Annotated in this window: 9 protein-coding genes; 4 read left to right on the plus strand and 5 right to left on the minus strand. The window is 47.1% G+C overall.

From position 1 onward, the window contains the following. Positions 1 to 61 precede the first annotated feature (61 nt). Both gorA and R7P80_RS28755 read right to left on the minus strand, forming a co-directional pair. Positions 62 to 1,420 carry a glutathione-disulfide reductase gene (gene gorA, locus R7P80_RS28750; protein WP_042522575.1) on the minus strand — a complete coding sequence of 453 codons (1,359 nt, stop codon included), beginning with the start codon at positions 1,418 to 1,420 and terminating at the stop codon, positions 62 to 64. 259 nt (positions 1,421 to 1,679) lie between these two features. After that, the gene (locus R7P80_RS28755) at positions 1,680 to 2,519 is read right to left on the minus strand and encodes a 23S rRNA (adenine(2030)-N(6))-methyltransferase RlmJ (protein ID WP_005379158.1); all 840 of its coding nucleotides are present in this window, start codon (positions 2,517 to 2,519) and stop codon (positions 1,680 to 1,682) included. A gap of 399 nt (positions 2,520 to 2,918) precedes the next feature. Between R7P80_RS28755 and prlC the strand changes: the two genes are divergently transcribed. Then, on the plus strand, positions 2,919 to 4,961 hold the full coding sequence (gene prlC / locus R7P80_RS28760) for an oligopeptidase A (RefSeq protein WP_225492254.1): 2,043 nt from the start codon (positions 2,919 to 2,921) through the stop codon (positions 4,959 to 4,961). Positions 4,962 to 5,027: 66 nt separating this feature from the next. Here the strand turns inward: prlC and asnC are convergent, their stop codons facing one another. Beyond that, the gene (gene asnC, locus R7P80_RS28765; protein ID WP_005389595.1) at positions 5,028 to 5,492 is read right to left on the minus strand and encodes a transcriptional regulator AsnC; all 465 of its coding nucleotides are present in this window, start codon (positions 5,490 to 5,492) and stop codon (positions 5,028 to 5,030) included. 113 nt (positions 5,493 to 5,605) lie between these two features. On the opposite strand from asnC, the gene R7P80_RS28770 reads away from it, so the two are divergent. The 3 genes from R7P80_RS28770 (at position 5,606) to R7P80_RS28780 (ending at position 10,359) form a co-directional block, all read left to right on the plus strand. Next, entirely contained in the window at positions 5,606 to 8,731 is a 3,126-nt protein-coding gene (locus R7P80_RS28770; RefSeq protein WP_225492255.1) for an EAL domain-containing protein, read from the plus strand. Positions 8,732 to 8,820: 89 nt separating this feature from the next. Then, positions 8,821 to 9,600 carry a class I SAM-dependent methyltransferase gene (locus tag R7P80_RS28775; protein WP_025768285.1) on the plus strand — a complete coding sequence of 260 codons (780 nt, stop codon included), beginning with the start codon at positions 8,821 to 8,823 and terminating at the stop codon, positions 9,598 to 9,600. Positions 9,601 to 9,786: 186 nt separating this feature from the next. Then, positions 9,787 to 10,359: a hypothetical protein gene (locus R7P80_RS28780; protein ID WP_025768286.1), complete on the plus strand. Its 573-nt coding sequence runs from the start codon at positions 9,787 to 9,789 to the stop codon at positions 10,357 to 10,359. A 68-nt stretch (positions 10,360 to 10,427) separates the two neighbouring features. On the opposite strand, the gene R7P80_RS28785 is transcribed toward R7P80_RS28780, so the two are convergent. Together R7P80_RS28785 and uspA are read right to left on the minus strand one after the other, a co-directional pair. After that, positions 10,428 to 11,306: a carboxylate/amino acid/amine transporter gene (locus R7P80_RS28785; protein WP_025768287.1), complete on the minus strand. Its 879-nt coding sequence runs from the start codon at positions 11,304 to 11,306 to the stop codon at positions 10,428 to 10,430. A 64-nt stretch (positions 11,307 to 11,370) separates the two neighbouring features. Beyond that, on the minus strand, positions 11,371 to 11,796 hold the full coding sequence (gene uspA / locus R7P80_RS28790; RefSeq protein WP_005379165.1) for a universal stress protein UspA: 426 nt from the start codon (positions 11,794 to 11,796) through the stop codon (positions 11,371 to 11,373). Between the last annotated feature and the right edge of the window lie 271 nt (positions 11,797 to 12,067).

The following is a 12,067-nucleotide window of genomic DNA, read 5'->3' on the forward strand; positions in this document are numbered from 1 at the left end:
GTATGGACAGTGATTGATTATTTTCCAGATTTCTTTACGTGTGTAAGATGCTTTTCCTACACTAACCCCTCATGGTAACGAACTCTTCAGAGCCCGTTGGGTGGATAGCCACAACAGAGTCGAAGTCTGCTTTGGTTGCGCCCATCTTCATTGCTACGCCGAAGCCTTGGATCATTTCATCTACCGTGAAACCGATGCCGTGTAGGCCAACAACCGTTTCTTCTTCGCCCGCACATACAAGCTTCATCTTACATGGTTGACGGTGCTTAGTAACAGCGGTGTACATCGCAGTAAAGCCAGATGTGTAGACTTTGATGTTGTCTTTGCCGTACTTCTCTTCTGCTTCTTGCGTTGTAAGACCGATAGTGCCGATTGGTGGGTGGCTAAATACCACAGTTGGTACCAAATCGTAGTCCATCTTCGCGTTTGGTTTGTTGTTGAACAAACGCTCAGAAAGTTGACGACCCGCTTTCACTGCTACTGGCGTTAGCTCGATACCGCCTTCCATGATGTCACCCACACAGTAGATGCCTTTCACGTTGGTTTCTTGGTATTCGTCTACCTTGATGTAGCCTTTTTCGTTCGTTGCCACACCGGTTGACGCTAGGTTGATTGCGTCTGTCGCAGGGTGACGACCGATTGCCCAAATCAGTTGGTCAACGTTTTGGCTTTCACCGTTTTCTAGGTGCAGAGTTAGGCTGCCATCGGCTTCTTTTACCACTTCTTTTGGTACAGAGTGGGTGTGCAGTTTTGGACCTTCTGCGTCCATCACTTCAACCAACGTATCGATGATCATTGGATCGAAGCTACGCAGTGGTGACTCTTTACGTACGAACAGGTGCGTTTCTGTACCTAGCGCGTGCAGTACGCCAGCAATTTCAACTGCGATGTAGCCTGCGCCAACAACCGCAACGCGTTTTGGTTGCTCTGCTAGGTCGAAGAAGCCGTTTGAATCGATGCCGTATTCAGCGCCTGGAATGTTTGGAATAGTAGGACGACCACCAACCGCGATCAGGATGTGATCTGCTGTGTAGTGTTCACCGTTTACTTCGACAGTTTTTTCGTCAACAAACTTAGCAAAGCCTTTAATCACGTTTACTTTATTGTTGCCAAGAACGCGATCGTAAGATTGGTGAATACGACCGATGTATGCCTGACGGCTCTCAACCAGTTTGCTCCAGTCGAAACCTTTCACGTCGACATCAAAACCGTAATCTTCTGCGTACAGGTTCATTGCTTCTGCGATTTGCGCGCCATGCCACATCACTTTTTTCGGTACACAACCTACGTTTACACAGGTACCGCCAAGGTCTTGAGCTTCGATTAGCGCAACTTTCGCGCCGTACATCGCCGCACGGTTTGCAGATGCGATGCCGCCACTGCCGCCACCGATACAGATATAGTCAAAATGAGTCGCCATTACTTTCTCCAAGAGCTTATAAATTTTATCTGGTACATAGATAGATTGGGATGACCTTGCCCGAACTCAATGCCACCGTTATCCCACTATCATAAATCGAATTCGACTAATTCCTAAATGGGAAAAAGCGACAATACTTATGACAAATAGCGATGAGAGGCACAAAAAGAAGAATAAGCACGACTGGAGGGAGAAGGTGAGAGCATAAAAAAGCGCAACGAGAATATCGTTGCGCTTGAAGATAGCAGTACTGAAGTGCTTACTCTGGCACAATCCAGTCCACTTTCCAGTGGCCAGTTGCTGGTGCGATCGCGTCTTGCAGGAATGGCAGAATCTCTTTCATCTGGCTTTCCAGTTTCCATGGCGGGTTAATCACAATCATGCCGGATGCCGTCATGCCGCGCTCGTTGGTATCTGGTGCAACACCTAACTCGATTTGCAGAATTTTACGAATACCGAGTGCTTCCAAACCTTCGATCATATCTTCGATGTCGTGACGGTTTACCACTGGATACCAAATCGCGTAGATACCGGTTGCCCAACGTTTATGGCTCTGATGAATCGCTCGCACCACATCGCGGTACTCTTTCGCGAGTTCGTATGGTGGGTCAATCAGCACCAAACCACGACGTTCTTGTGGCGGTAAGCTTGCTTTGAGGCGTTGGAATCCGTCTTCTTTGAAGATGCTCACTTGGCGATCACGATGGAATTCTTGCTCTAACAATGGGTGATCGGCCGGGTGCAACTCGGTCAGCACCATGCGATCTTGTGGGCGGATTTGCGCGCGCGCCACACGTGGTGAGCCTGGGTAGTAACGCAGTTTCTCGCCGTTGTTGAGCACTTTAATGGCATCGATGTAGCTTTTGATGTCTTCGGGAATGCTTGGGTTATCCCAAATACGTGCGATGCCTTGTTTGTATTCGCCCGTTTTTTCAGACCATTCGTGAGTCAGATCGTAACGGCCCACACCCGAGTGGGTATCGTGATAAACGAATGGCTTATCTTTTTGTTTCAGCGCATCAAGAATGAGGCTTTGAACGATGTGTTTGACCACGTCGGCATGGTTGCCAGCGTGGAAGCTGTGGCGGTAACTTAACAAATTAAACTCTCGAAACACTCTTTGTCTGAGTGTGGTCTGTGATTTTCACTCTATGGCGGTATTATACTCAAGTAACTTAAAGATGTAGAACTTCCAATCAAATCTGTTCCTCTGATAAGGGGACGCTATTGAAATTTCTTTAAGTCACCCACACTTACTATTGGTAATCGAATTGAACTAGGTGAGTTTCTCGCACTCAAAAGGGTGTGAAATCTCATTTAGGTATAACAAGACTCAAGGACAGAGTAGCGCTGGTTGACTATAAGATGGTCATCGCGGCATAGAGAAAGGGAACGGAGCTCCCCCAATCCATGTTGCTGGCTCGTCTGTACATTGAGTTGGCCTATCTACACAAAATAGACAGGCAATCACAGAGTCAAAACACAAAAGGAATTATTCATGTCTAATCCTCTTCTGACGTTTACGGACCTACCTCCGTTTTCTCAAATTAAACCAGAACACATCAAGCCTGCCGTTGAGCAAGCGATTGCTGACTGCCGAGCAAAAATCGATGAAGTTCTACAAGACAACGCTCACCCAACTTGGGACAGTGTGATTGCGCCAATTGAAGAAGCGGATGATCGCTTAAGCCGCATCTGGTCGCCAGTGGGTCACATGAACTCGGTAGTGAACAGCGAAGAGCTACGTGAAGCTTACGAAAGTTGCCTACCAATTTTGTCAGAGTACGGCACTTGGGTTGGTCAGCACAAAGGCCTGTACGAAGCGTACAAAACCATCAAAGTGAGCGAAGAATTTGCAACGCTAACGCGTGCCCAGCAGAAAACCATCACTGATGCACTGCGTGATTTCGAGTTATCAGGCATTGGTTTGCCATCCGATGAGCAGCACCGTTACGGCGAGATCAGCAAACGTATGTCTGAGCTGAGCTCTAAATTCTCTAACAATGTGCTGGATGCCACCATGGGTTGGACCAAGCACATCACAGACGAGAAAGACCTAGCAGGTATGCCAGAATCGGCGCTGGCAGCAGCGAAAGCTGCCGCAGAAGCAAAAGAGTTAGATGGTTACCTCATTACGCTAGATATCCCATCTTACCTACCTGTCATGACGTACTGCGATAACCAAGAGTTGCGTAAAGAAGTGTACGAAGCGTACGTGACGCGCGCTTCTGATCGAGGTCCAAACGCAGGCAAATGGGATAACTCAGAAATCATTACTGAGCAGCTAAAACTGCGCCATGAAATTTCACGTATGCTAGGTTTCAATACTTACAGTGAAAAGTCGTTAGCAACAAAGATGGCTGAAACGCCGGATCAAGTGCTGGGCTTCCTGAATGACCTAGCGACACGTGCGAAACCGCAAGGTGAACGTGAAGTCGAAGAGTTACGTCAGTTTGCGAAAAGTGAGTTTGGTGTTGAAGAGCTGAACGTTTGGGATATCGCTTACTACAGCGAGAAACAAAAGCAGCACCTGTTCCAAATTTCGGATGAAGAACTGCGCCCATACTTCCCAGAGTCAAAAGTCGTGAGCGGTCTGTTTGAAGTGCTAAACCGCGTGTTTGGTATGATAGTAAAAGAGCGCGAAGGCGTAGACACTTGGCATGAGTCCGTGCGCTTTTTCGATATCTTTGATGCTGAAGGCACACTCCGTGGCAGTTTCTACCTAGATCTCTACGCTCGTGAACACAAACGTGGCGGCGCGTGGATGGATGATTGTCGTGGTCGTCGCGTTACGCTATCTGGCGAGCTGCAAACGCCGGTTGCGTATCTAACGTGTAACTTCAACCGTCCAGTGGGCGACAAACCAGCACTGTTCACGCACGATGAAGTCGTGACGCTATTCCATGAATTTGGTCATGGAATCCACCACATGTTGACGCAAGTTGATACAGGTGCTGTTTCAGGTATTAATGGCGTGCCTTGGGATGCGGTTGAGCTACCAAGTCAGTTCCTAGAAAACTGGTGTTGGGAAGAGGACGCTCTGGCGTTCATTTCTGGTCACTATGAGACAGGTGAGCCGCTACCGAAAGCGATGCTAGACAAAATGCTCGCAGCGAAAAACTTCCAATCTGCGATGGGTATTTTGCGTCAGCTAGAATTCGGCTTGTTCGATTTCACGCTTCACACTGAATATGACCCAGAAGTGGGTGCGCGTGTACTGGAAACTCTGGCGAAAGTGAAAGAGAAAGTCGCGGTAGTTCCTGCGGTTGAGTGGGCGCGTTTCTCACACAGCTTCGGCCATATTTTTGCTGGTGGCTACAGTGCGGGTTACTACAGCTACCTATGGGCTGAAGTGCTGTCGTCAGACGCGTATTCTCGCTTTGAAGAAGAAGGCATCTTCAACAAAGAGACGGGTCTAAGCTTCCTGAACAACATCCTAGAAATGGGAGGCAGTGAAGAGCCAATGGAGCTGTTTAAGCGCTTCCGTGGCCGCGAGCCACAAATCGATGCACTGTTGCGCCATTCGGGTATTGCGGCGTAAATTGAGCAAAAAACATCAAGGCCAACCGAACGGTTGGCCTTTTTTGTACATTTTTTATAAAAAATTTTACGGATTTACGTTGCGGTTGATCGGGTTCTGCAACGATATCAATGTCTCCGTGGACTGAACCTCATCAATGGCTTGCAGCTTGTCGATCAGTACAAATTGCAGCTCTTCAATCGATTTGCACATCAATTTGACGAATATGTTATACGCGCCCGTGGTGTAGTAAGCTTCAACGACTTCGTCGAGCGCGTTGAGTTTTTCTAACGCGGAGTGGTAATCACGAGCTGCATTGAGGTTAATACCAATAAAGCAGCACACATCGTAGCCAAGCTTTTTAGTATTGATGATCACCTCCGTTCCCTCGATGATGTCAGCCGACTTCATCTTCTCGATACGCACATGGATAGTGGCAGGGCTGACATCGAACTGCTTTGCCATTTCTGCGTAGGGCGTTCTGGCGTCAGCCATCAGTGTTTTTAATATTGCGCGGTCAAGGTCGTCGAGTTTCGGCAGGCTCGCATTCATACTATGATTTCCGTTAGGGATAGAGTTTTACCTCCCTTTTATACTCATAGCGGATAGGATTCACAAGGTTTGGCAGGAGTAACTGCGGGTTAACTCCGAGCTATGGAGATAATGTGCAGCGTTTTCTGGTTATTGCCGCGCTATGTTGGAGCGCGTTTGCTACGGCCTCAGATCCGAAGGTGTTGGTCGTGCACTCCTATCATCAGGGTTTTTTCTGGACGGACTCCATACAGCGAGGCATTGAGCAACAGCTGGGCGATCGAGCGCTGGACATGCGTGTGCTCTATCTAGACTCGAAACGTAACCAGAGTGAGCAGTTTTTTGCGCAACTAAAATCCTTGTATCTTACGAAATTACGCAAAGAGCGATTCGATGCCATTTTAGTGAGCGATAACAATGCACTTGAACTCATGCAGCGTTTAGCCCCAGTCATCAAAGACACCCCAGTTATATTTAACGGCATTAATAACTACCATCCTTCTTTACATCGTTCTCTGAATGCAACCGGAGTCATGGAAGATGTCGATTTGGAAGCGAATCTCGCTCTTATTGAGCGCTTACATCCGAACTACACACAAGTTCTCATCGTCAGTGACCACTCGGTGACCGGTGAGGTGTTGCGTTATCAAATCGACAATTTTGTCCTCAAGTTCCCGCAATATAGAGACAAAATCGTACAACTTGTCCCAGACAGCATCATCGATCTAAAACAACAAGTCGCAAAACTGAGTTCCGATAAAGTCGTCTTGTTCTGGACCTATTACCGAGATAAACAAGGTATGGTTGGCAGCGAGCGTGACTGGGTTGGTGTCAACAAAGTCTCAAACGCGCCGCTGTTTATGGTGCATGACATTGGTTTGGGTCATGGCGCAGTTGGAGGGGTTATTCAAAGTGGTTATCGGCATGGTATTGAGAGTGCAGAGATGCTTGAATTCGTTTTGGATAACCCTGATCAGCCTCTGCCTGCCGTGAAAAAAAGTGATTCTGAAATAAAGCTCGATTACCAAGCGGTAGCGCGTTGGGGATTGGGGGCTGAACAAGAGGTTTCTGCGGTATTTTTTAATAAGCCAATGAAGCTTTCTGAACGTTTTGCCAAGGAAATTCGCCTGTTTGGTAGTCTGTTTGTGGTGATGTCGGTGGTCATTTTGCTGATGGGTTATTATTTACAGCGGATGCGTCGCAGTGAGAGCGCTGCGCGAGAAAGCCAGGCTATTCTAGAATCGATTTTCGATCAGAGCATGCAGTATATGGGCATTTTGGATGCCAACGGTGTGCTTAAATCGGGCAACGATCACCTTCAATCCTTACTTTATCACCAAGGACTGCGTTTAGACCGACCACTTTGGTTTCACCCCAACTGGAGTGAAAAAGCACAAGCGTTGCTTGAGGAGTATTTCCACGCGCCTCACCATCAAGTGTCGACGTTTGAAGCTGAAATTTGGAGTAAAGAACACGGCGCATTGGTGTTAGAAGTTTCGCTCAAGCCTTTTTCTCAGCAAGTAGGGAATCATAAGCAATACTTGTTTGAAGCGCGCGATATTACCAGTCGTAAATTGATGGAGGACAAGCTCTACCAACGTGAGTCAACCCTACGCAACTATTATGAGCAGCAGCCCGTGATGATGGTGACGCTTGATAGTAATAACCGAATTCAAGAAGTGAATCGATTTGCTCAACTACTTCTTGGCTACAAACCGATGGACATGCTCGGACATCGCCTGAGGGAGTTCTATTTTGATGACAAAGTGCTGTTCCCTCGCCAAGTGTTATTGCAACCCAACCAGCAAGTGCATGGTGTTTGGCGACGTGAAGTCGAGTATCGTCATGCAAATGGTCATCGTGTTTGGGTGCGCGAGAATATTCGTCCGCTGAGTGAATCTGAGCAACTGCTGATTGTGGGCGAAGATATTACCGAAACCAAACTGCTCTCCGAGAAATTGGAATACCAAGCTCGCTATGACTTACTGACGGGGACTTACAACAGAAACCATTTTGAACTAGAGCTTAAGACCGCACTGTGCGAAGTGGACAGCCATCGTCGAGTCCACGCCATGTTGTACCTCGACTTAGATCAACTAAAAGTCCTCAATGATACGGTTGGGCATGATGCAGGTGATGCGGCGATTCAATTCTGCGCAAGTATGCTGGAAGGCGTTCTGCCGTACAATTCCATCTTGGCTCGAATGGGAGGCGATGAGTTTGCGGTGTTACTCAAAGACTGTGACGAATATGGCGCCATCAATATTGCCAAACTGATCATCTCGACACTAAGCGAACACCTCTTTATTTGGGAAGACACACGCCTGTTCATCAGTTGCTCAATTGGTATCCGTATCATCGATCATACCGCTGATACGCCACAAATGGTGCACGCTCAAGCAGACTCTGCTTGTCACGCCGCTAAAGAGCAAGGCCGTAACCGCTATAATCTATTCAGCTTAGATAACGAAGAGTTGCAGCGTCGTCAGATGGAAATGCAGAGCGTCAATTTGGTGCATGAGGCATTGTCGAATCAACGTTTAGAACTGTTTGCTCAACCGATAAAAAGCTTACAAAAGCACGAGACTCAAATGTATTTTGAGATTTTGGTGCGTATTCGCAATGGGTACGGTGATTATGTTTCTCCTGCGCTGTTTATCCCTGCTTCCGAGCGCTACAACATTGCCCATTGGATTGATAAGCAGGTTATTACTCAAACGCTAGAGTGGTTTGAACAGCGTCCTGAGGTGATTGAACAGCTTGGTCGCTGTTCGATAAACCTTTCAGGTCAATCTATGGGGAATCAAGAGTTTATTGACTTCTTATTGGAGCGATTGGAAAGTTCGACTCTGCCGTGTGAAAAAATCTGCTTAGAAATCACCGAGACAGCGGCGATGAGCAATCTGGATCAAGCCATTGAGCTGTTTACCAAGCTAAAGGCTTTGGGTTGCATGATTGCATTGGATGATTTCGGATCTGGATTGTCTTCATTTGGTTACTTAAAGAAACTTCCTGTCGATATCGTGAAAATTGATGGTCTTTTCGTGCAAGATATCAACGTAAATGAAATGGACCGCGTGATGGTTCGTTCAATCAATGACTTGGCGAAACAACTAGGCAAAGTGACGGTGGCGGAGTTTGTCGAAAATGACCAGGTCATGCAGCATTTGATAGACCTCGGTGTGGACTACGGCCAAGGCTACGGTATTGGTCATCCTAAGCCGCTTTCTGAGCTAGTGGAGCAACTGACGGTTGTATAACCTCTGCGTAGCAAGCTCAACCTAGCATTAATAGGTAACTTAGGTATACACTCAGCGCCAGTTACCTCGATTTTTATTGGAGCCTCCTTTTGCAACTGCAATTGATCTGTGAAAACCTGTCTCAACAATCTCATCTTGATGAACTCGCTGCGCGTTGGCGGCTTTCTCATACTGACGATAGCGATTTTGCTTTGGTGCTAACCACCGAGCGTTTGGAGCTACGTAAAGTGGATGAGCCAAAGCTGGGTGCAATCTTTGTGGATTTGATTGGTGGTGCGGTCGGTCATCGTCGCAAGTTCGGTGGTGGTAAAGGTCAGGCAATTGCGAAAGCGGCGGGGTTGAACAAAGGGGCAACGCCAACCGTGTTAGACGGCACGGCAGGTCTTGGTCGTGATGCGTTTGTGCTCGCCTCACTAGGTTGTAAAGTGCAGATGGTCGAGCGTCATCCAGTCGTCGCGGCTTTGTTAGATGATGGCTTGGATCGAGCGAAACAAGACCCAGAAATCGGCACCTGGGTATCTGAGCGCATGTCGCTAATCCATGCCTCTAGCCATGATGCGCTGGAACAATTGGCGCAAGATAAAGACTTTGTCCAGCCAGATGTGGTGTATCTTGACCCGATGTATCCGCACCCAGAAAATAAAAAGAAGTCGGCGCTCGTGAAAAAAGAAATGCGCGTTTTCCAATCGTTGGTTGGCGCTGATTTGGACGCCGATGGCCTACTAGAACCAGCCATGGCGTTAGCCACAAAGCGCGTAGTAGTTAAACGCCCAGACTATGCTAACTGGCTGAACGAGAAAAAACCGACCATGGCGATTGAAACGAAAAAAAATCGCTTCGATGTCTACGTTAAAGCATCGATGGCATAACTTCCTGACGGCTCAACTTTTCTTGTCACAGTACGGTGTGTCGTGCTGTGACTCAGCCTCTCTTTCCTCGTCTCTATTGATAGTTTTCTCTTGCTAATTCCCTTCCCTGACTGTATATCTAACTAAGAATTATTATTATTTCACTTGTTGTGATGCGGTCGATAACTGGGAAGCTGGAGTAGTAGAATGGCTAAACGTTTATGTAAAATGAGTCGCAAACAGATCGCGGCAGAACTTGGTGATATCCATCGTTTAGTTGTCGCACCAAAATTCGTTTGTCGTTCTTGCGCACGCTCTTCATCGGCCAAAGATACCCTTTGTAAGCCAGCCGCAATTCCTCCACAAAAATGCCAAGACAAGCCATTGAGTGAGCAACAAGCATGTGGCTTATTGGTTGAAGCTCTGCCAGCACAAGCGATTCCAGTGACCACTAAACAAAGCAACGAAAAAGCCGCGATTGTGAGGCGTGTTGTTGAGCGTGTGAAAGAGAAAAAACAAGCCGAAAAATCTCCGGAGCCAGTAAGAGCCGACGCACCAGTATGGTTTGATTTAGCGGATAAAAAATCGCTCAAGAAAGCGAAAAAAACACTGAAAAAGCACTATAAGCAGCAAAAGAAGTTGCTAAAAGTGGCGAAAAAACAACAAAAGTTACTTAAGCGTCAGCGCAAGCTTGAAGCGCGCAATGCGAAACTAGAAGTGTTGCTGCCAACTCCACCTAATGCTTTGGTGAACGCAATCTCACAAGCCAAAGTGCATTAATCAAACAAAAAACGCTCTCCAGTCGGAGAGCGTTTTTTATTGTCGAAATGTTTATAGGATTAGCTGCGTTACTTATTGGCGTAACTCATCTCTACGCGCTTTTTCACCCAGGTTTCGTTAATCCATAGGGATAGCATGATGATCGCACCGCCAATGGCGAGTCGCATGACATCAACATCGCGGTTCCAAATCACAATGTTTACAATCAAGCCCGCCGGAACCAATGCATTGTTCATTACTGCCAGTGCCCCTGCGTTCACCATAGTCGCGCCTTTGTTCCAAGCAAAGTAACCAAAACCAGAAGCAATCAACCCAAGGTATGTCAGAATGCCCCATTGCGTTGTAGTGGTTGGTAGTTTGTCGAGGTTACCCATGAGCGCGAAAGCCACGGTTGCTACACAAAGTGCACCTAAGTAGAAGTAGCCAAACACGGTGTGTTGTGGCAAATCGACGGGCTCACTCTCCATGATATATTTGTAGCCCACCTGACCGATGGCAAAGCAGAGGTTTGCTCCTTGTACGACCAAAAAGCCCAGTAGGAAATCTTCATTAATGCCTGCAAATTTAATCCAGGCGGCACCAAATACGGCTATTGCAGCGGTAACTAAGTACCAAGGTGAAAAGCGACCTTTCAAGAAGTCATAGATTAGCGTGACGTAAATGGGTGTGAATACAGTGAACAGCAATACTTCTGGCACGGAAAGGAGCAAAAAAGATTGGTAGTAGAAGCAATACATCAAACCGAGCTGGAAGCCACCGACAGTCATCAGTTTCGCGATTAGGGATTTGCTAACGCCACGGAATTTCAAAAAGGGAATGAAAACCAGGCTCGCCAGTGCCACGCGCATAAACACCGAGAACCAAGAATCAACCTGACCGGCGAGGTAAACGCCGATCAGGCTAAATGAGAATGCCCAAAGTAGGGTAACTGCGGATAGATAAGCCATGGATGAGAATCTTTATCAACAACAAATGTGCCCGCAGTCTAACCAAGTTTTATCGCTGCGCCAATCAGTCTTTTAGCGGTACGACCAGCATATCGACTGGTGAGCAGTTAATCAGCTGTCGAGTCGAAGATAGAATCTTGCTCCAGAAATCTTGGTGATGACCACAAACCACCAAATCGATACTGTAGTCTTGAATGGTATCGCACAGCTCATTACTCAAATCGCCACTACCGACTAAAGTATGGGCAATTGGGTATTGCGCATATTCAGCGAAGTTTGCCAATTGTGTGCGCGATGCTTCCATTGCTTGATGTTGCGCTTCTGCCATATTGATATCGATAAGCCCGGTGTAGAGTTCTGCGTAGTTCACGTCGATGTGAATAAAAGAGACTTTCGCATCCAGAGGTTTAGCCAGTGATACGGCTTTCTTAATCAACACTTTACTGTCGTCTGAAAGGTCGACTGCCACAAGTATGTGTTTGTAACTCATATTGCTATCTCCTTGTAAGGTCATAGTTTTAGATTAGCACCAACCCCAAAAAAAATTTGCTGAAGTGATCTCATATCGGTGCCGTAGGTACAAAGTCTTGTCTCAGTAATCATGTTATAGTGGCGTTATACCCAAGTGACTTTGATATGCTGAAATAAGCGTAGTGTTACTGACTAGAGTTGAAGTGAAACTTCGCCGTGTCTGCCGGACCAAGCTATTCTCGCAGCGTCACTTATTTCGAGGTTACTTGGGTATATTGCATGCACAATAA

The organism is Vibrio sp. 2092, assembly GCF_033339635.1.
Classification (GTDB): domain Bacteria; phylum Pseudomonadota; class Gammaproteobacteria; order Enterobacterales; family Vibrionaceae; genus Vibrio; species Vibrio alginolyticus.

What these genes read in the sequence shown, in the direction of transcription:
- gorA (WP_042522575.1), bottom strand. Translation starts at nt 1,420, where the DNA reads ATGGCGACTCATTTTGACTATATCTGTATCGGTGGCGGCAGTGGCGGC.
- prlC (WP_225492254.1), top strand. Translation starts at nt 2,919, where the DNA reads ATGTCTAATCCTCTTCTGACGTTTACGGACCTACCTCCGTTTTCTCAA.
- asnC (WP_005389595.1), bottom strand. Translation starts at nt 5,492, where the DNA reads ATGAATGCGAGCCTGCCGAAACTCGACGACCTTGACCGCGCAATATTA.
- R7P80_RS28780 (WP_025768286.1), top strand. Translation starts at nt 9,787, where the DNA reads ATGGCTAAACGTTTATGTAAAATGAGTCGCAAACAGATCGCGGCAGAA.
- R7P80_RS28785 (WP_025768287.1), bottom strand. Translation starts at nt 11,306, where the DNA reads ATGGCTTATCTATCCGCAGTTACCCTACTTTGGGCATTCTCATTTAGC.
- uspA (WP_005379165.1), bottom strand. Translation starts at nt 11,796, where the DNA reads ATGAGTTACAAACACATACTTGTGGCAGTCGACCTTTCAGACGACAGT.